16 protein-coding genes are annotated in these 19,930 nt (G+C 65.6%); 8 read left to right on the top strand and 8 right to left on the bottom strand.

The window, feature by feature from the left end; translation table 11 throughout:
• The first annotated feature begins 10 nt into the window (after positions 1-10).
• Together AC1D2E_RS00620 and AC1D2E_RS00615 are read left to right on the top strand one after the other, a co-directional pair.
• Positions 11-1,099 (top strand): tartrate dehydrogenase, encoded by a 1,089-nt coding sequence (locus tag AC1D2E_RS00620; RefSeq protein WP_478195687.1) that lies wholly within the window; start codon positions 11-13, stop codon positions 1,097-1,099.
• Positions 1,100-1,137: 38 nt separating this feature from the next.
• Positions 1,138-2,616 carry an NAD-dependent succinate-semialdehyde dehydrogenase gene (locus AC1D2E_RS00615; protein ID WP_478195592.1) on the top strand — a complete coding sequence of 493 codons (1,479 nt, stop codon included), beginning with the start codon at positions 1,138-1,140 and terminating at the stop codon, positions 2,614-2,616.
• Positions 2,617-2,695: 79 nt separating this feature from the next.
• Here the strand turns inward: AC1D2E_RS00615 and AC1D2E_RS00610 are convergent, their stop codons facing one another.
• The 4 genes from AC1D2E_RS00610 to AC1D2E_RS00595 all read right to left on the bottom strand — a co-directional run bounded on the left by AC1D2E_RS00610 (position 2,696) and on the right by AC1D2E_RS00595 (position 7,671).
• The gene (locus AC1D2E_RS00610) at positions 2,696-2,923 is read right to left on the bottom strand and encodes a hypothetical protein (RefSeq protein WP_478170476.1); all 228 of its coding nucleotides are present in this window, start codon (positions 2,921-2,923) and stop codon (positions 2,696-2,698) included.
• Positions 2,924-2,981: 58 nt separating this feature from the next.
• A complete protein-coding gene (locus AC1D2E_RS00605; protein WP_478195591.1) occupies positions 2,982-3,362 on the bottom strand; it encodes a response regulator transcription factor in 381 nt (126 codons plus the stop codon).
• A gap of 107 nt (positions 3,363-3,469) precedes the next feature.
• A complete protein-coding gene (locus AC1D2E_RS00600; RefSeq protein ID WP_478195590.1) occupies positions 3,470-4,069 on the bottom strand; it encodes a response regulator transcription factor in 600 nt (199 codons plus the stop codon).
• Positions 4,070-4,095: 26 nt separating this feature from the next.
• Positions 4,096-7,671: a PAS domain S-box protein gene (locus AC1D2E_RS00595; protein ID WP_478195589.1), complete on the bottom strand. Its 3,576-nt coding sequence runs from the start codon at positions 7,669-7,671 to the stop codon at positions 4,096-4,098.
• A 526-nt stretch (positions 7,672-8,197) separates the two neighbouring features.
• Here AC1D2E_RS00595 and AC1D2E_RS00590 point away from each other — a divergent pair.
• The 5 genes from AC1D2E_RS00590 to AC1D2E_RS00570 are packed head-to-tail and all read left to right on the top strand — an operon-like array spanning position 8,198 to position 12,982.
• Positions 8,198-9,436 carry an amino acid ABC transporter substrate-binding protein gene (locus AC1D2E_RS00590; RefSeq protein WP_478195588.1) on the top strand — a complete coding sequence of 413 codons (1,239 nt, stop codon included), beginning with the start codon at positions 8,198-8,200 and terminating at the stop codon, positions 9,434-9,436.
• Between the two features lie 57 nt (positions 9,437-9,493).
• Complete coding sequence (locus AC1D2E_RS00585; protein WP_478195587.1) at positions 9,494-10,393, top strand: branched-chain amino acid ABC transporter permease; 900 nt, start codon at positions 9,494-9,496, stop codon at positions 10,391-10,393.
• Positions 10,390-11,370, top strand: coding sequence for a branched-chain amino acid ABC transporter permease (locus tag AC1D2E_RS00580; RefSeq protein WP_478195586.1), 981 nt, complete (start codon positions 10,390-10,392; stop codon positions 11,368-11,370). The genes AC1D2E_RS00585 and AC1D2E_RS00580 overlap by 4 nt, the downstream gene beginning before the upstream one ends.
• Before the next feature lie 44 nt (positions 11,371-11,414).
• Positions 11,415-12,110 (top strand): ABC transporter ATP-binding protein, encoded by a 696-nt coding sequence (locus tag AC1D2E_RS00575; RefSeq protein ID WP_478195585.1) that lies wholly within the window; start codon positions 11,415-11,417, stop codon positions 12,108-12,110.
• On the top strand, positions 12,110-12,982 hold the full coding sequence (locus tag AC1D2E_RS00570) for an ABC transporter ATP-binding protein (protein WP_478195584.1): 873 nt from the start codon (positions 12,110-12,112) through the stop codon (positions 12,980-12,982). The genes AC1D2E_RS00575 and AC1D2E_RS00570 overlap by 1 nt, the downstream gene beginning before the upstream one ends.
• Positions 12,983-13,106: 124 nt before the next feature.
• On the opposite strand, the gene AC1D2E_RS00565 is transcribed toward AC1D2E_RS00570, so the two are convergent.
• From AC1D2E_RS00565 to AC1D2E_RS00550, 4 genes are all read right to left on the bottom strand, one after another.
• Positions 13,107-14,339 (bottom strand): class I SAM-dependent methyltransferase, encoded by a 1,233-nt coding sequence (locus AC1D2E_RS00565; protein WP_478195583.1) that lies wholly within the window; start codon positions 14,337-14,339, stop codon positions 13,107-13,109.
• A gap of 5 nt (positions 14,340-14,344) precedes the next feature.
• Complete coding sequence (locus tag AC1D2E_RS00560) at positions 14,345-15,826, bottom strand: arylsulfatase (protein WP_478195582.1); 1,482 nt, start codon at positions 15,824-15,826, stop codon at positions 14,345-14,347.
• Between the two features lie 593 nt (positions 15,827-16,419).
• Positions 16,420-17,610 carry a cation:proton antiporter gene (locus AC1D2E_RS00555; RefSeq protein ID WP_478195581.1) on the bottom strand — a complete coding sequence of 397 codons (1,191 nt, stop codon included), beginning with the start codon at positions 17,608-17,610 and terminating at the stop codon, positions 16,420-16,422.
• Between the two features lie 124 nt (positions 17,611-17,734).
• Positions 17,735-18,058, bottom strand: coding sequence for a cell envelope biogenesis protein TolA (locus AC1D2E_RS00550; RefSeq protein WP_478195580.1), 324 nt, complete (start codon positions 18,056-18,058; stop codon positions 17,735-17,737).
• A 243-nt stretch (positions 18,059-18,301) separates the two neighbouring features.
• Here AC1D2E_RS00550 and AC1D2E_RS00545 point away from each other — a divergent pair, with 243 nt between their 5' ends.
• Complete coding sequence (locus AC1D2E_RS00545; protein WP_478195579.1) at positions 18,302-19,924, top strand: arylsulfatase; 1,623 nt, start codon at positions 18,302-18,304, stop codon at positions 19,922-19,924.
• The last annotated feature ends 6 nt before the right edge of the window (positions 19,925-19,930 follow it).

The raw sequence follows: 19,930 nt of genomic DNA, 5'->3' as shown, positions 1-19,930 counted from the left end.
CAACACAGACATGACCCCGACGTTTCGAATCGCACTGATCGCCGGCGACGGCATCGGCAAGGAAGTGATGCCCGAGGGCCTGCGCGTGATACAGGCCGCGGCGGAGCGCTTCGGCTTCGCACTTGACTGCCGCACCATCGACTGGGCCAGCTGCGACTACTACGCCGAGCACGGCCAGATGATGCCGGACGACTGGAAGGAACAGCTGCAACGCGTCGATGCCTTGTACTTCGGCGCCGTTGGCTGGCCGCAGACAGTGCCGGACCACGTGTCGCTGTGGGGATCGCTGCTGAAGTTCCGCCGCGAATTCGACCAGTACATCAACCTGCGGCCAGTGCGGCTCTTCGAAGGCGTGCCCTGTCCGCTGGCCGGCCGAAAGCCCGGCGACATCGACTACCTCGTGGTGCGCGAGAACACCGAGGGCGAGTACACCGCGCTCGGCGGTGTGATGTACGAAGGCACCGAGCGAGAGATCGTGATCCAGGAGTCCGTCTTCTCGCGCCACGGCACCGATCGMGTGCTGAAGTACGCTTTCGAGACCGCGAACGCTCGTCAGCGCAAGCATCTGACGGTGGCCACCAAGAGCAACGGCATCGCGATCAGCATGCCCTGGTGGGATGGCCGGGCCGACGCGGTCGCTCGGGACTACCCCGACGTGAAGATCGACAAGCAGCACATCGACATCCTGTCGGCGCGTTTCGTGCTGCAGCCCACGCGCTTCGACGTGGTGGTGGCGAGCAACCTGTTCGGCGACATTCTCTCGGACCTCGGCCCTGCGACCACCGGCACCATCGGACTGGCGCCGTCGGCCAACCTCAACCCCGAGCGCAGGTTCCCATCCCTGTTCGAACCCGTGCACGGCTCGGCGCCGGACATCTACGGGCAGAACATCGCCAACCCCATCGCCATGATCTGGTCGGGTGCGCTGATGCTGGACTTCCTCACGCAGGGCCAGGGCGCCGGACGCGCCGCGCACGACGCGATCCTGGGCGCGATCGAGGCGGTGCTGCGCGAAGGGCCGCACACGCGCGACCTCGGCGGCACGGCCTCGACCACCGAACTGGGCATCGCCATCGCCGAGCGCGTCATGGTCTCCTGATGCCCTTGTTGCCCAACGCCACAGAGATCGCTCCGACCATGACACTCACCCTCGAACGCCAGGACCTGATGCCGGGCCGCCAACTCATCGGCGCCGAATGGCGCGATGCGAGCGATGCCCGCCGCCTCGATGTGGCCGATCCCGCCACCGACACCGTGTTTGCCAGCGTGCCGGACGGTACCGCAGCCGATGCGCGCGCCGCGGTCGATGCCGCGCATGCCGCCTTCCCCGCCTGGCGCGCGGTGCCTGCGAAGCAACGCGCCCAGATCCTCAAGCGCTGGAACGACCTCATGCTCGCGCACCAGGAAGACCTGGGCCGTCTCGTCTCGCGCGAGCAGGGCAAGCCGCTGGCCGAAGGCCGCGGCGAGGTGGCCTACGCGGCCAGCTATGTCGAGTGGTTCGCCGAGGAAGCCACGCGTGCCAACGGCGACCTGATTCCGGCGCCCGTGCCGGGCCGCCGCATGCTTGCGCTGAAGGAGCCGGTGGGCGTGGTCGCGGCGATTACGCCGTGGAACTTCCCGGCCGCCATGATCGCCCGCAAGATCGCTCCGGCGCTCGCGGCCGGATGCACCGTGGTGTGCAAACCGGCCGAAGATACGCCGCTCACTTCGCTGGCTCTGGTGAAGCTGGCCGAGGAAGCCGGCGTGCCGCCGGGGGTGCTGAACATCGTCACGGCCTCGCGTGAACGCACGCCCGAGGTGGTCGACGTGTGGCTGGCCGACGCGCGCGTTCGCAAGGTTTCGTTCACAGGCTCGACACCCGTGGGCAAGCACCTCGCGCGCGCATCGGCCGACACGCTGAAGAAGCTCTCGCTCGAACTCGGCGGCAACGCGCCCTTCATCGTGTTCGACGACGCGGATGTCGATGCCGCGGTGGAGGGCTTGATGGCGGCCAAGTTCCGCAATGGCGGACAGACCTGCGTGTGCCCGAATCGCGTCTTCGTGCAGGCCCGGGTGCATGATGCCTTCGTCGACAAGCTGGCCGCGCGGGTCGGTGCGCTCCGGGTCGGCCCGGCCTCGGACCCCGATTCGCAGATCGGTCCGATGATCAACGCGCGCGCGGTCGACAAGATCGAACGTCATGTGCGCGATGCCGTTGCAAAAGGTGCGCGCGTCGCCGTCGGCGGCAAGCGGCTGCGCTCCGCGCGCTGCGACGGCCCCAACTACTACGCGCCAACCGTGCTGGTGAACGCCGACGCGACGATGGAATGCAGTTGCGAGGAAACCTTCGGGCCGGTGGTCCCGGTCACGCGCTTCGACAGCGAGGCCGAGGTGATCGCCGCCGCGAACGATACGCCCTTCGGTCTCGCGGCGTACTTCTACTCGACCGACGTGCGCCGCATCTGGCGCGTGGCGGATGCTCTCGAGTCGGGCATCGTCGGTATCAATGAAGGCGCCCTGGCCTCGGAGGCCGCACCCTTCGGTGGCGTCAAGGAGTCCGGCTATGGCCGCGAAGGCTCGGTGCACGGGTTGGACGACTACATGCACGTCAAGTACCTGTGTTGGGGGGGGATCTGAGCTCGGAGCCCGTTGCGCAGCCTGAGCGCGGCGACGACACGCACCGCAGATCGATCGCTCGTGCCTCTGCTCCTTCGCTTCAGGTTTGCACTTGGCACGAGGCGTGCACGCTAGGCCACCCGTAGTCGCGGCCCGTCAGTGCGCGCGCAAGAAGGTAGTTGTTCAGTGCGCGCGCGCTCAAGCTGTCCATGTGCACCGAGCCGCTGGCATCGCAGGGAAACGACAGGGCGCGCCCCGTGCCGCTGAGAGAGGGAAAGCGCAGCTCGAAGGCGGACTGTGCAACGGATGAGTTGCGGGCGGCGTGCATGGCGGTGTCCTCGTGGTTCATTTCGATGAAGCAGCTCCGGGAAACAGGGTCGTGCGCCTCACGCAGGATCGCGTCCGCGCAGGGCGGTCTCGATGCAGGCGAGGAGGTCTTCCGCACTGAAGGGCTTGGCGAGAAAGCAGATCACGCCCGTCTTCAAGGCGCGCGCGCGCGCCTGTTCGTCGGGGTAGGCGGTGATGAGGACCGTGGGAATCGGGGTGCCGGCGGCGGCCAGACGGCCGTGCAGCTCGAGCCCGGTCATCCCCGCCATGCGCATATCGGCGATGAGGCATCGGATGGCGCACGTGCCCTTCGATTGCAGAAAGTTCTCTGCCGAGTCGAAGGTGGCGGCAGACAAGCCGGCGGAGTCGAGCAGATCCTTCGTCGTGTCTCGGACCGATGCATCGTCGTCCACGATCGCTACGGTCGGGTTGTTGCGCACTTGGGTCTCCTTGCAGCTCTTCTTGAGCCTTGACGCAAGACTAGGCCGATTGCGCGCGCAAGACCATTGCACGTGCGACACGCGCACTACGACTTTGGTTTAGGCGCCTAAGGCTTTGGATTGGAGAGGCCGAGCGTGTCCGCGATGCGCACGAGCTGCGCCAGGGACTTCACCTGCATCTTGCGCATGATCTGCCCCCGGTGGACCTTGACGGTGGCCTCGCTGATGCCCAGCTCGGCTGCGATCTGCTTGTTCACGCGCCCGGCGCTCACCAGCGCCATCACTTCGCGCTCGCGCTGGGTGAGCGCGGCGAAGCGTTGCCGGAGCTCCGCGACGAGCGCCGTCTCGCGGCGCTGCGCGCGGTGCCGCTCGACCGCTGCATCGATCGCATCGAGAAGCTCCTGGTCGCGGAAGGGCTTGCTCAGGAACTCGACTGCGCCGGCCTTCATGGCGCGCACCGTCATCGGAATGTCGCCGTGCCCGGTGATGAAGATCACCGGCAGATCGACGCCCGCTCGCGGGAGTTCTTCCTGGAAGCTCAATCCGCTTGCGCCGGGCAAGCGCACGTCGAGCACCAGGCAGCCGGGCGCGTCCGGGCGCTGCGCCTGCATGAAGTCCTGCGTCGAGGCGAAAAGGCGCACGTCCATGCCGACGGAGGCGAGGAGATCCTGAAGCGCCTCGCGCATGGCCAGGTCGTCGTCGACCACGAAGACGACGGGGCGCTCGGTTGCCACTACGGCTCCCCTTTCCCGATCGGCAGCGAAAACCGGAACACGGCGCCGTGGGGCAGATTCGGCGCGGTCCAGAGCTGGCCGCCGTGGGCCTCGATGATCGACCGGCTGATCGAAAGCCCCATGCCGATGCCCTGGGCCTTGGAGGTATGGAAGGGCTCGAAGAGCTTGTCCGCGATCTCGGGCGCGATGCCGGGGCCCGAGTCGCGCACCTCGATGCACACGCCGTCCTGCGCTTCGCTCGCGCCGATGACCAGCTGCCGCGGGCGATTGCCGGGCGCGCTCATGGCCTCGATGGCGTTGACGATGAGATTGAGGATCACCTGCTGGAGCTGCACCCCGTCACCCCACACGGGCGGCAGGCCGTCGGCAAGCGACTTCTCGAGCGCAATGTCGTTGCGGCGCATCTGGTCGCGCGTGAGCGCGATCACGTCGAGGATGATCTGCTTGACGTCGACGCGGTCCCGCCGCGGCGGCTGACGCATGACCAATGCGCGGATGCGGTCGATGACTTCGCCCGCGCGCTTGCCGTCCCTGGCAATGCGTTCGAGCGAGCGCTGTGCCTTTTCGAGCTCGGGCGGCTGGGCCGCGAGCCAGCGCGCGCAGGACCCGGCGCTCGCAACCATGGCTCCAAGCGGCTGGTTGACCTCGTGCGCGATCGAGGCCGCGAGCACGCCGAGCGTGGTCACGCGGTTGACGCGCGCAAGCGCCGCCTGCGCCTCGCGCAGGGCTTCCGACGCGAGGATATGGTCAGTGAGATCGCGCGTGATCACAAGCGCTGCCTTCAGGCGCTCCGAATCGAGCCGCAGCGGCGAGTAGGACACCGACAGGTAGTGGCGCCCCCGATCGGTCGTGAACCAGTCTTCGAACGTGAACTGCTCTCCGGCGAGACAGCGGTCGAGCCTCGGCTTCACGGCACGCTCGAAGAAGCCGGTCCCGAAGAAATCAGCGACATGCCTGCCGACGATCTTCCCGGCCGGCATCCTCCAATTGCGCTCGTAGACCGCATTGACCCTTTGATAGCGGTAATCCCGCCCGATCACGGCCATGCCATCGGAGGCGCTCTCGAAGATCTGCCGCGTCAGGTACTCGGCCCGCCTGAGCTCCGTCATGTCCTGCACGATGCCGAAAAAGCGCCGAGGCCGGCCGGAGGGATCGCGTGCCACGTCGGCGCTGTTGTGGACCACGCGCACCTCGCCGTCCGGACGCACCACCCGGTATTCCATGTCGAAGCGCGGACCGCCCTGCACGCCGGCCTCATTGGCCTGCTCCACCCCTTCCCGGTCGTCCGGATGAACGAGGTCCAGCAACCGGCCTTCCAGTTGCCCGGACTCGGGCCTCTGCAGGCCGTGGATGCGGAAGGCCTCTTCCGAGGCGGTCACGCGACCGCTGTCCAGGTCCGCTTCCCAATGACCGAGATGCGCCATGCGCTGCGCCTCTTCGAGCTTGCGCTCGCTTTCGCGCAGGCTGCGGAAGATGAGAAGACTGGTGAGCGCGTCGGCAAGCCGATGTCCGGTCTCCTCGAACAGCCGCTTTTCCTGCGCCGTCCAGGCGCGCGGGCGCGAGCACTGGTGCAGCCCGAAGAGGTAAGGTTGATCGGCCTTGGGGTACAGCGCCATGGCGAGCACGGATCGGATGCTGAAGCTTTCTGCGAGCTGCGCCGGCAGCTGAAGCTCGCAGCCAGGACCGAATGACACGGCTGCGTTCGCAGCGCGCGCCGTCCGGAACACCGTGGCGACATCCGTATCGATGGGCAGCTCGGCGCCCAGGCTGAACGCGCCGGGAAACTCAGGCCGCGTCTGTTCCATGACCGCGCGCCAGCGGCCAGCCTCCGGATCGCACGGATAGGTGAGCCACGCCCGGTCGCAAGCAAAGATGTCGAGGACTGCATCGAGCACATCGCTCATCATCTTCTCGAGGTCGTTGGTTCCCTGCATGGCGCGGTTGACGCGATTCATGCTTTCCAGGAACCACAGATGCGCGCGCCGTTCCTCTTCCGCGCGCTTCAGGTCCTCGATGTCGGTAAGGATTCCATACCACTTCAGAGTCCTTCCACCTTCGCCGCGCATCGGCACGGCGCGGCTCAGGAACCAGCGGTATTCGCCGTCCGCGCGACGAACACGCGCTTCCTGCTCGAAAGGCTCGCCCGTCGCCATGTGATGCGCCCGCGCTTGCATGTAGCCGGGCAGATCTTCGGGATGAATTGCAGCCAGCCAGTTCGCATCGGCGAGCGAGAAGCCCGTGTATTCGCTCCCGCGCCGGTTGACGAGCACACCGGAGCCATCGGCGTCGGTGACGAAGGCAATCGCCGGCATCGTCTCGAGCACCTCCCGAAGCTCCTTCTCGCTCCGGCGGACGGCATCTTCAGCGCGCTTGCGCTCGGTGRTGTCCCGCCCGACGCCCCGGTAGCCCGTGAAGCGCCCCGCCTCGTCGAACATCGGCAGCCCGGATACCGACACATGGCGTATGCCGCCGTCGGACGTCGCCCGGGCGAGCTCGAAGTCGCGGAACGGGACATGGGCATCGAGCGCTGCGCGGTGCTGGCGCCAAGCCTCCTCGTCCGGCTCCAGATAGGGCACTTCCCAACGCCTCTTGCCGATCTCCGAGCCCGGCGCCGGCGCGCGGTCGAACTGTGCGGAATACTCCTGCCGGGTGAAGCGATGCTGGGCGTCGCTCTCCCAGTACACGTCGAAAGAGAACTTCACCAGCGTGCGAAAGCGCTCCTCGCTCTCGCGCAACGCCTCCTCGGCGTGCTTGCGCTCGGTGATGTCCTCGCACGCCACGAGCAGCACCGGCCCGCTCCTCAGCACGACCGCGTTCGCCGACTCCCGGACCCACAGCACCGTGCCGTCCTTGCGGACCTTGCGCGCCTTCCAGCGCATCACGCGCCCCGGCTGCCGGAAAGCCTGCTCGGCGTTTCCCTGGACGAACGCCCGATCGGCTTCGTAGAACACGTTCAGCACCGGCTGGCCGATCAACTCGCTCACGCGCCAACCCAACTGCTCTGCGCCGACGGGATTCACCGACAGGATCGCACCGGCCGCATCGATGATGAAGTACATCGTGGGATTCGCTTCGAAGGCGGCTCTCCATTGCTCCTCGAGATCCTGCCGAGCCTCCTCGGCCCGCTTGTGCTGCGTGATGTCGGTATTGGTCGCGAGGATCGCCACCGGCTCGCCCTGCTCGTCTCGCTGCAATGCCAGGCGGCTCGCCACGACCACCGGTGTTCCGTTGCGCCTGTGATGCACCAGCTCGCCTTCCCAGCGCCCGGTGCTCAGCACCTGCGAATCGATCTGTTCGAGCGGCACGGCGGAGAGGGTCTTCAGCAGCTCGGACGCGGACTTGCCGAGCGCCTCTTCAGCCGTCCATCCATACATCTCCTCGGCGCCGCGGTTCCAGTACTTGATCGCTGCTTTCATGTCGCGCACGAACATGGCGTCATGCGTGAGATTCAGCAGGTCGGCGTGCTCGCGCTGCGAGGCTTGCGCCTGCCGCTCGAAAGGCTGACGCGCCGGGCGCAACAGCGTTTCGTCGCTTTTACGTTTTGTCACGAGCGACTCCGATAGGCGTCGCGGCATGTGGGCCGCAGCATGTCGCGCAGCGCCGGTGGTAGGGCCAGCTCTTCCTTGGGTGGTGGCGAACGCTATTCTGAACGTCCTCGTGACCGCTGTCACGGCGCAGTCAGGCGCTAGCCCGTGCCCGCCCGAGTTCTATGCCGATCGCCGCATCGATCTGCTGCTGGATTCGCGTGACATGGAGCGCGGTCTCTGACGCTCGCGGTTCGGCCCGTCGGGCCGGCTTCCGCGGTGGCGGCCGTGACCTAGCCGCCCATTTCCGCGCCGAGCTGCCGGGTTTGCCAGCCGAAGGCCGTCTCGTAAGAGCGCGCCACGCGGCTGGCGTCGTCGTAGGGCATTTCGAAGTGAACAACGGCGTTCATGGCAACTTCCTTTCGGTCGATGAAGATCTCAGAGCGTGGCGGCCAGGGTGGTCATCTCGCGCTCGACTCGGCACCGATACGCCCACTGTCCCATTGGGTGTATCGAAGCGCTATATTGAGCGTGCTGCACCGACACTTCATAGGAGGGGACGCAGAAGGAGACGATCATGCTGAAAACGTCCGCCATGACACTCCTGCCGACCGCGGGCGCCTGTGCCCTGCTGTTGATGACGGCAGCGAAGGGCGCCGACAAGGTCGAAGCCGATTCCATCGTTCTCGGCGCGGCGGTGTCGCTCACCGGCAAGTATTCCGTCAACGGCAAGAACACGAAGGACGGCTACGACCTTGCGGTCAAGCGCGCCAACGACATCGGCGGCGTCAAGGTGGGCGACAAGAGCTACAAATTCAAGATCGTCTACTACGACGATGAATCCACGCCGGCGCGCGGGGCACAGCTCGCCGAGCGCCTGATTGCCCAGGACGGCGTGAAGTTCGTGCTCGGCGCCTACAGCTCGGGATTGACCAAGGCGATCGCGCCGGTGACCGAAAAATACAAGGTTCCGCACGTCGAAGGCAACGGCGCAGCGCGCGAATTGTTCACCCAAGGCTATCGCTACCTCTTTGCCGTCCTGTCCACTTCGGACTACTACTTGCGCGATGCGGTGAATCTGGCGGCCGAAGTCGCCAGGCAGAACGGTCGCGACCCGAAGACGCTCAAGGTCGCGATGGCCTTCGAGAACGATCCGTTCAGCCTGGACGTGCGCGACGGCGTCGTGGAGGACGCCACGCGTCAGGGCATGAAGGTCGTCATCGACGACAAGCTGCCGCCCGACCTGAACGACATGGCGGCGACGCTCGCCAAGGTCAGGGCCCTCAAACCCGATCTGCTCATCGTGTCCGGGCACGAGAAGGGCGCGACCCTCGTGGTGCGACAGACGGCGGAGATGAAGATAGACGTCCCGATGATCGCCACGACGCACTGCGACTCGGCCCAGGTTGCGGAGACGCTGGGCAAGCTCGCCGAGTCGCTCCTGTGCGCTTCGCAGTGGGACCGCAGCCTGAACTATCGGGACAAGTGGTTCGGTACCGCCGAGCAGTATGCGCAGCGCTTCAAGAAGGAGTTCGGCTACGAAGCACCCTACCAGGCGGCCGAGTCGACGGCGTCGGTATTGGTCTTTGTGGACGCCTTCGAACGCGCCCAGTCCTTCGATCCCGAGAAGGTGCGCGATGCCATCGCCAGCACCGACATGATGACCTTCTACGGGCCGATCAAGTTCGACCCGAGCGGAAAGAACACCGCCAAGCCCATGGTGCTTTACCAGGTGCAGAACGGACACTACAAGGTGGTGGCCCCGACCCGATGGGCCGAGGCCAAGCTGGTCTGGCCGCGAAGGGTCGCGCCGTAGCGGCGGCGTCCCGTTCCCCGGTCCGGCGGCCCGGGACTGGGAGAGGTGAATGGCGAGATGAACAACCTCCAGTTGCTGTTCGACGCGCCCGTGCTGTCGGTGCAGTTGCTGCTCGACGGTATCTGGATCGGAGCGATCTTTGCGCTCCCCGCCTACGGCATGGCGCTCGTCTGGGGCGTGATGAACCTGATCAATATCGCCCAGGGCGAGTTGGTCATGCTCGGGGGGTACGTCGCGTTCTTCCTGTATGCCGCCGGCATCCACCCAATGTTCGGCATTCCGCTGGCCGCGCTGCTGATGTTCCTTCTCGGCTGGGCGCTGTACCGCAGCGTCATCTTCCGCGTCGTGGACAAGGATCTGTTCATCTCCATCCTCGCCACCTTCGGCCTCAGCATTCTCTTGCAGCAACTCGCCAACGGCCTGTTCGGCGCGAATCTGCGCACGGCCGAGTCCGGTTTCGGAACCTTGTTCCTGTTCGGCGGGCTGGTCACTGTCGCCGAGATCAAGCTGGTTTCATTCGTGGCGGCCCTGGCGGTCGGGGCTGCGTTGATGGGGTTTCTCAAGCGTTCGCGCATGGGACGGGCGATCCGGGCCACGGCCCAGAACGCGCGTGCCGCGCGCATCATGGGCGTTGATACAGACGCCGTGTACGCCTGGACCTTCGGCATCAACGCGGCGATCTGCGGGGCGGCCGGCGCCCTGGTGGCGATGACCTGGGTCGTGCATCCGTACCTGGGCCTGCCGTTCACGGTGCGCTCGTTCATGATCGTGATCCTCGCCGGACTCGGCAATGTGATGGCCGTGTTCGTCGCCGCGCTCGGGCTCGGCGCGGCCGAGAATTTCGCCGGGTTCATCCTCGGTGCGGAATACCAGGCGGCCTTTGTCTATGGGCTCCTGGTCGTCATTCTCGTGGGACGGCGGTTCTCGCTCGGTCGCCAGCGGAGGGTCCTGCGATGAACTCGGCGTTCACCCGACCGGCCCTTCATGCCGGCGTCGCGGTCCTGGCGCTGCTGGCGCCGATCCTGGTGCCCGACTACCGCACGCAGCTGGCGTTCCTGTGGGTGATGATCGTGTTCGCGCTCACCTGGGACCTGCAAGGCGGCCAGATGGGCTACAACTCTTTCGGCAACATCCTGTTCTTCGGCATTGGCATGTACGCCTGTGCCGTGGTGCAGCGGGACTCCGGTCTCGGCTATTTTCCGGCGCTGTTCCTTGGCATGGGTGGGGGCGCCGTGCTTGCAGTCGCCGTGGCCGCGCTGCTCGGGTCCGGCATGCTCGGCTTGCGCGGACACTACTTCGCCATCGGCACGCTGGGTCTGGGCATTGCCGCGGGCGAAATTGCCGGCGGCTGGGAGTTCATCGGCGCCGGCGCGGGCATGGTCCCGCCGCTGTTCCCGGGCGCGATCGGCGGGCGCGAGAACTTCTTCTACTACCTCTGCCTGGCCCTTGCGGCCATCACCCTTGCGTTCCTGCGCTGGTTGTACGCCGGTCGCTTTGGCCTTGCGATCAACGCCATCCGCGACGATGAAGACAAGGCCGAAGCGATGGGCCTGCGCACGACGCGGTACAAGACCACGGCGTGGTGCATCTCGGCGTTGTTTCTGGCACTTTCCGGCGCTGCCGTAGGCAACATGATCGGCTTCATCGATGCGCGCGAGGTCGCGTTCGCCGGCACGACCTTCGGCGTGTGGATGGTGCTGATGGCGATCCTGGGCGGCAAGGGAACGCTTTGGGGCCCCGTGATCGGTGCGGTGATCTTCCATCTGACCAAGGAGCTGTTCTGGACCTACTTGCTCGGCTGGCAGCGCGTGGCGCTGGGCTTGCTGATCGTGATCATCGTGGTGTTCTTCCCGCGCGGGATTCTCGGGTGGGTGCACGAGCGCTGGCCGGAGCGCTTCGGTCACCGGATCGAAGGATCGGAGGTCCACCAGTGACGGCGATCCTCAGCATCCAGGGCGTGCACAAGACATTCGGCGGCGTGCTCGCCAACAACGGGATCAGTCTCGACGTGCCCGAGGGCAAAATCGTCGGGTTGATCGGCCCCAACGGCTCCGGCAAGACCACGCTGTTCAATTCGATCGTCGGCTATCACCCGATCGACGCCGGCTCGATCCGCTTTCAGGCGCGCGAGATCTCTCGTTTGCGTGTGCCCGAAATCGCCCGTCTCGGTCTGTTGCGCACCTTTCAGCAGACGCGCATCTACGGCAGGATGACCTGCATGCAAAACATGATCATCAGCGTGCCTCAGTCCGGCGATCGATGGCGCTCGATGTTTCGCCGCGTTTCGCCCGCCGAGACCGGCAAGGCCGAGGATCTGCTCAAGTTCGCCGGCCTGTACGCCAAACGCCAGCTTCAAGCGGGCGAACTTTCCTTCGGACAGCAGAAGCTGCTCGAGTTCGCCATGGCGCTCATGAGCGAACCCAGGATGCTGCTGCTCGACGAGCCCACGGCCGGCATCAATCCGACACTGATCAACGGCCTGATCAGCCAGCTGCGCCGAGTGAACCGCGAGTTCGGGGTCACGCTGTTCGTCATCGAACACAACATGCGGGTGATCATGCGGCTGGCCGAATACATCTACTGCCTCGCGCATGGCGAGTTGCTTGCGCAGGGACAGCCTGAGGCCATCCAGAATGATCAGCGGGTGATCGACGCCTACCTGGGGGCGCGCTGATGGCGACCCAGAAGCACGGGCAACGCGACGACGCCGATCTGGACGAAGACTGGCTCTCGGTCGATGACGTCGCGCGCGAGGCTGCGCTCCTGGTCGGCGAGGGGCCTTCGCGCGAGCGCATCGCCGAGCTGGCCGGCGGCAAGCCGCAGCTGTCTATCGAGAACCTCCATGCGGGCTACGGCAAGATGGAGGTTCTCCACGGCGTGAACCTGCAGGTGGCCGCCGGTCAGTCGCTGTGCATGATCGGCCCCAACGGCGCCGGTAAGTCCACGGTGCTGCATTCCATCTACGGCTTCACGCGCATCACCGGCGGCAGCATCCGTGTCAACGGCGAAGACATCACGCGCATGGCGCCGAACCGGAAGCTCAAGCATTCCGGCATCGCCTACGTCCTTCAGGACAACTCGGTGTTCCCCGACATGTCGGTGGAGGAAAACCTCCTGATGGGAGGCTTTCTTCTGGCGCATCCCGACCAGGCCAGGGAAGCCGTCGAACGCGTGTTTGCGAAGTACCCCAACCTGGCCCATCGCCGCCACCAGCCGGCGCGCGTGCTATCGGGCGGAGAGCGGCGTCTGCTCGAAATCTCGCGTGCGCTGGTGATGAATCCGCACATCTTGTTGGTGGACGAGCCTTCGATCGGGTTGGAGCCGCGCTTCATCGATATGGTCTTTGAAATCCTGTCCGACCTGCAACGCGACGAAGGCAAAGCCATCATCATCGTCGAGCAGAACGCAAAGAAGGGCCTGCAATTCGCCGACATCGGCTACGCGCTGGTTTCGGGGTCGGTGGCCATCGCGGGCACGGGCGCCGAACTGCTCGAAAATCCGGACGTCGGGCGCCTGTTTCTCGGCGCCCGGTCGACCGATTCCTGATTGCAACCGCGGGTGGTGTTGACTGGAGCTGGCCGGTGTAGAGCACCCAGAGGGCGCTGCTGAAGTCCTTCACGTCAGGAAGGCATACGGGTCGGCGACCAGCGGGTCGAGAAACCGGTGCCTGTCACATCTGCCTCCTGATGCGAGAACGTGATCGGTCGAACACGACCTGGTCGTACCACCAGAGCCCCTCGAACAGCACGCGCGCAACGTTGCGCAGTGCGGGCTCCGGCGCGATCTCGGCGATGGTGCGCCGGCCGTCGACGGCTTCCACGAGCTTCTTCTGCTGCGCATTGACGGGAAGATAGAGATCGGTGAACGCGTGGTGCCTGTTGATGAGCACCGCGGCCGCGCCCGGCTGCAGCCGCTCCTGGACCATGACCGTGTCGGGCAGGCGCAAGGGCACGTAGTCCAGCCATGCATCGCCCTGGAAGCTGACAGGGGCATGGTCCGGCCGGTCGTCGCGGTATGCCACCACGCTGTGCCGGACCATCGACCCGCGAAAGAGTTCGACGGCGGCGTACTGATCTTCCTTCGGCAGCCGGGACAGCAGTGGCTGGTGCGGCGAGGACGCCAGGCCGCCGCACTCGGGCAGATAGGCCGCCTGCCCCAGCCAGCGGCCGAAGCGCAAGCCGCCGGCTCGCAGGAAATCGAACAGCTGCGGGACGGAGTAGGCCCGGTCCTGGGGGTGGAGCAGCGCGTCGGCGATTCCCGCCTCGCTCTTGAAGTCGGGCGCGCTGCGCAGCAGCGGCATCAGCGGGTGGTCCGGCGGCAGCGCACGAAGACTCGCCGCGAGCGCCTTGATCTCGTCGGCCGTCGTGCCGATGCCGAGCCGGCGGCAGTAGTCCTGCAGCAAATAGACGCCGGCGCGGCCGTAGGGCGCGTAGACCATGAGGTGCATCGCGCCGCTCGGCGCCAGCACATCGCGAAGGGCCCGCAGGCCCGCGTCGGGGTCCGGCAGATGGTGCAGCACGCCGGTGCAGACCACATGCTCGAAAGTGCGACCCAGCTCGGCCGCGCGCTCCACCGGGAGCTGGTGGAGCTCCAGGTTGTCGAGGCCGTACTTGCGCTTGAGCACGCCGGTCTTCTCGATGCTCGTCGCGCTGACATCGAGGCCGACCACCTTCGCGCGCGGCCAGCGCATCGCATGCTTGGCGGCTTGCGACGTGCCGCAGCCGGCGACCAGGATCGTCCGGTCATCGCGAAAGGGCTCATCCGGCCAGAACAGCAGGGTCTCGCTGCGCCGCCGGTCATCGCTCCCCGATGGCCGGTAGCGCTCCAGGTCGTCGACCGGCGGTGGGTAGGGGTGGCGCTCGTAGAAAGCGCTCACCTCCTGCGCCACCTTGCGGTCTCCCATCGCGCTCAAGAGTTGCCGTGACCCGACACCTGCGCCAGCACCGCGTCCAGGTTGAACGACGCGGGCTTCTGGCGCGGCGGGAACTTGGCGAAATCCGCGATCTGCCCCGCGATCACCGCCTGCATCTGGTACATCTGGGGCACGTGGTCGACCATCCAGTCCATGTAAGTGTTCGAGTTCAGTTCGGCCCGCTCGAACGGGTCGCGGCGCATGTTCATGATGTACGGCACGCGCAGCTTCACGAAAGGCTCGGCCCACTGCCTCATCGTGTTGGCGCGTTGCATCGCCAGATGGAACTTGTAGTCCCCCACGCGCACCGCAATCACGTCGCCGTCGTCGCTGAAGTACACGATGACGTTTCTCGCGCTCTCCTTCGCCGCGCCGGTCAGGTAGGGTATCTGGTTGTAGCCGTCGAGATGGACTTTGAACGTCTTGTCGCCCACCTTGCAGCCGTCGTAAAGCTGCTTCGTGACGTCCGCGTTGCCGGCGGCCGCGAGCAGTGTCGGGAACATGTCGATGTGGGAGACGATGCCGTTCAGCACCGAGCCGGCCTTGATCTTGCCCGGCCAGCGCATCATGCACGGCACCCGCCAGCCGCCTTCCCAGTTGGAGTCCTTCTGGCCGCGGAACGGGGTGCTGGCGCCGTCGGGCCAGGTGTCGTTCTCCGGGCCGTTGTCGGTGGAGTACATGACGATGGTGTTGTCGGCGATGCCGAGTTCGTCGAGCTTGGCCAGGATCTGGCCGATCTGCTCGTCGTGGACGACCATGCGGTCGCTGTAGGGGTCCTGCCCGCTCTTGCCGAGGTTCTTTTCCGCGACGTGGGTGCGGAAGTGCATGGCCGTCGCGTTGTACCAGAGGAAGAAGGGCTGGTCCGCCTTCGCCTGCTTCTCCATCCAGGAGATCGCGGCGTCGGTGATCTCCTCATCGATGGTCTCCATGCGCTTCTTGGTCAGCGGGCCGGTGTCCTTGATCGTCTGCCCGCCTTTGCCGTCGGCAATGCAGTGAAGCACGCCTCGGGGGCCGAACTGCTTCTTGAACTCAGGATCCTTCGGGTAGTCAGGAAGCTCCGGCTCCTCCTCGGCATTCAGGTGATAGAGATTGCCGAAGAACTCATCGAAGCCGTGCACGGTCGGCAGGAACTCGTCGCGATCGCCCAGGTGGTTCTTGCCGAACTGGCCGGTGGCGTAGCCCAGCGGCTTGAGCAGCTCGGCGATGGTCGGGTCTTCCTTCTGCAAGCCGACGGTGGCGCCGGGCATGCCGACCTTTGTCAGGCCGGTGCGTATCGGGTTCTGGCCAGTGATGAAGCAGGCGCGACCCGCCGTGCAGCTCTGTTGCGAGTAGTAGTCGGTGAAGGTCACCCCTTCTTCCGCGATGCGGTCAATGTTGGGCGTCCTGTAACCCATCATGCCCCGGCTGTTGTGGCTGATGTTCCAGAAGCCGATGTCGTCGCCCCAGAGAATCAGGATGTTGGGTTTCTTCGTGGTCATGTCGATGCCTTTCGGTTGAAAAGTTGAAGTGCATGGCAAGGTCGTTCAGCCTTGCTCTCCGTTCCGCATCCCCCTGTGACCGCGCTCCGGCCGAGCGCAGTTCCCGACTGAATCGCACGATTGGATCAAGTGGAGACGCGGCGCCATTGCCCCTACCTGCTGCCCGATGGCTCCGGCGGCGGCTTCACCATGTCGCCAGCGCCCCTCACCCGCATCGGCTTCTGCGAGGGTTGCTGAGCGATCGATGGTCCGGAAAAGGCCAGGACGGCGCCGAGTGCGGCTAGTCCGAAGTGGAAGCTCTTCATTTGACGTTTTCCTTGCGTACAGATCGCGCACAGTCTTCGCGCGCGGCGACTCCATGCGCAGCATTCTTCCCCGTCGCCATGCCTTGCGCCATCCCGGCGCGCACGCAACGCCACGTACGTGGCGGCGCGGTCGGAATTCATCGCACGCGCCTGGGCAACTCGAAGCTCATTCCAGCATCGGCCGGGCACGCCTCTTGCTTCTGAACTCCCGGGCCTGGCCACGCCCCGGCTGATTCAATACCCATAGGACCACCGTCGTGCGGCGGTTCAGTCCAACGGGATGGGCAGCTACTCGTCGCTCGCCCTCAGGGGGCCGGCCGCCGGAGCAGCCAACAGGGAACTCGCGATCGCCGCGAATAGCAGCAGCGCAAGCAAGGCGGCTGCGATCATCGCGGCGGCGATGTCTGGGTTCATTGCCTTGGTCTGGACACCCAATTCGGCGATGACGATGACGATGGAGAGCGACGGAACCGCCGAGGACAGGATGAACGTCAAGCGCTCGCCCTTTGCGAGCGCTTGACGGTAAAGCAGTACGGGCACGCCGCGAACGAGCAGGAACAGCGCCGTGAACGCGGGCACCAGGAGGATCGTCGTCAGATCGGCGCCGAGCGCCGCGACGTTGAACTTGATGCCCGCGCCGACGAAGAAGAACGGGTAAAACCAGCCGAACGCCACGGCGTCGACCTTCTCCCGGAATGACTCGCCGGACTCGCCGTGCGTGGCCTGGCCGATGATCATCCCGGCCGCGAAGGCGCCCAACATGCTGTCGAATCCGAACCGATCTGCAAGGAGGAACAGGCCCCCAAGCAGCAGAAGCGAAAGTCGCACGGGCAACTGCGTGCTCGCGTGGAGATGGCGGCTCAGGATTGTCAGAAGCTTCGGCGGCCTCGCGCGCACCCCGATTGTCGTCGCGGCGCCAACGATCGCAAGGAACACGACCAGGAATCCCATCTCCTGCCAAGTGCTGTAGCGTGTCGAAAGCACCAGTGACATTGCAATGATCGGTCCGAGTTCCCCCAGGGCGCCCGCAGCCTGCACCATCCGCCCGAGCGACGTATCGAGCTGGCCGCTGTCGCGAAAGATCGGAATGAGAACTCCGATTCCGGTTGTAGATAACCCGACCGCGACCAGCCACGGCGAATGCACTTGCGGCAGGACATGCAGCAACGCGATCGCAATGAGGGCGAGCAGCGCCGAGAGCATCCAGCCGGCCAGGGCCAACGTCAGGGGGCGGCCGCTGACCTCCTTGAAGTCAAGTTCCATCCCAGCCATGAAGAGCGTGACGGCCATGCCGAAGCTGAACATCGTGGTGATGAATCCCTCGAAGCGTGCGAGATCGAGTACCTCCGGGCCGATCACGATCCCGAGCAGCACTTCGAGCACGACAGTCGGCACGCGCACGCCGAGCGGAATCTCAGCCAGTAGCGGCGCGGCCACTGCGACCAGCAGCAGCCAGAAAACAGGATGGCCGGTCGTCATCTCGATCTATTTCGGGAAACGCTCATTTCGACATGCGCCGAAGCGTGCACCATTGCTGCAGCGAAGGCGGCCGAGGCCAGCCAACCTGACTGGGGGGCCAACTCAGCCCGGTCGTTTCGGATGCTTACTTGGCGCCCGGCATGTCAGGCGTGCCGCCCTGCTTGGACGTCGTCCGCGTTGGATGGCGGGCGTCACGGGTGTTGACGCGCGCTTCTCCGGCTGCAGCTGCCTTGCCTGTGCCGATGGCATCGTTCTCGGTYGACTGCGCCTCGTCGCCGACAGGTTTCTTCACTTTGCCCTGTGGCCGCGCATCGACCTTGGCCTGAGCTTTGTCCTGTTGCTTGCTGTTGGTGATCACCTGCTCCTGCGACGTCGTGCCCGCAGGGTTCTGGGCGTAGGCACCGGTTGCGAACAAGCCGGCGATCATGACGGCAGCCAATTTGCTCATTGTGCTTCCTCGGTCTGGATTGGTTGAAAGGACTTCATCGTGAATCGCGCGACGACTTGGCAATTGACAAAGATCAACTGCGTCGTCGATCTGACGAATTTGGCATGCGCGGAATTGACCAAAGACCAACAAGAACGACCTCCGTATACACGTCGGCATTTGATCCAACTCAATCGGCGTGCATCGCGTGCAAGGCGTAATCGCGCTTCAACAAGATGATCCAGCGCGATCCGAGGAGCACGCATGAACCCCGCCTTGACCCCCCGCAAACTCGTCGGCGCCCTGGTCGCCGCCGCCGCGCTCAGTGCCCTGCCCGCCTTGGCGCAGACGCCCGCGAAGCCGCCGAACATCGTCGTCATCATGGGCGACGACATCGGCATCTGGAACATCGGCGCCTACCACCAGGGCGTGATGGCGGGACGCACGCCGAACCTCGACAAGCTGGCGACCGAAGGCATGCGCTTCACCGACTACTACGCCGAGGCCAGCTGCACCGCCGGCCGCGCCGCCTTCATCACCGGCGAACTGCCGATCCGCACCGGCATGACCACCGTCGGGCAGGCCGGTTCGCCGGTCGGACTGCCGGCGCAGGCGCTGACGATGGCCACCGCCCTGAAGGCCTCGGGCTACGCCACCGGCCAGTTCGGCAAGAACCACCTCGGCGACCTCAACGAGTTCCTGCCCACGGTGCACGGCTTCGACGAGTTCTTCGGCTATCTCTATCACCTCGACGCCATGGAAGACCCGGCGCACCCCAACTACCCGCAGAAGCTGCTCGACCGGGTCGGCCCCCGCAACATGGTCCACAGCTGGGCCACCAGCACCGACGACACCACCGTGATGCCGCGCTGGGGCAAGGTGGGCAAGCAGAAGATCGAGGATGCGGGCACGCTCTACCCGAAGCGGATGGAGACCGTCGACGACGAGATCCGCGACCTGTCCTTCAAGTTCATCGACAAGGCCAAGACCGACGGCAAGCCCTTCTTCCTGTGGCTCAACCCGACGCGCATGCACGTGGTCACCCACCTGTCGCCCAAGTACGAGGCGATGCGCACGGCCGAGAATGGCTGGTCGCTGCAGGAGGCCGGCATGGCGCAGCTCGACGACGACGTCGGCCTGGTGATGAAGAAGCTCAAGGACATGGGCGTGGACGACAACACCATCGTGCTGTTCACCACCGACAACGGCACCGAGACCTTCACCTGGCCCGATGGCGGCAACACGCCCTACCGGGGCCAGAAGGGCACCATCTACGAAGGCGGCTTCCGGGTGCCGGCCATCCTGCGCTGGCCCGGCAAGGTGCCGGCCAACAAGATCGAGAACGGCATCATCTCGGGCCTCGACTGGTTCCCGACTTTCATGGCCGCCGCAGGGAACCCGAACATCGGCACCGAGCTGCTCAAGGGCAAGAAGGTGGGGGACGCCACCTACAAGGTGCACCTGGACGGCTACAACCAGCTGGACATGATCACCGGCAAGGGCCCGTCGAACCGCCACGAGATCTTCTATTTCGGCGAAAGCACGCTGGGCGCGGTGCGCATCGACGACTACAAGTACCGCTTCATCGAGCAGCCCGACGGCTGGCTCGGCAGCAAGGACCACGTCGATGCCCCGAGCATCACCAACCTGCGCCTCGACCCCTTCGAGCGCCTGGGCACGCCCAAGAATGGCACCCTCGACGGCGCGCAGGGCTTCTTCAACCAGTGGTTCATGTACCAGTTCTGGCGCTTCGTCTTCGTCCAGGAGCAGGTGGCGAAGCTGGCCCAGACCGCCATCGACTACCCGCCGATGCAGCGCGGCGCGAGTTTCAACCTCGATGCGGTCAAGGCGAAGATCGAGGCCGCACGCGCGGCGATGGCCAAGTAGGAACCC

The sequence above is a fragment of the Variovorax sp. P1_H2 genome, from assembly GCF_056405295.1.
Note: the sequence above shows the minus strand (reverse complement) of the source record. Positions and strands in the feature narration are given on the sequence as shown.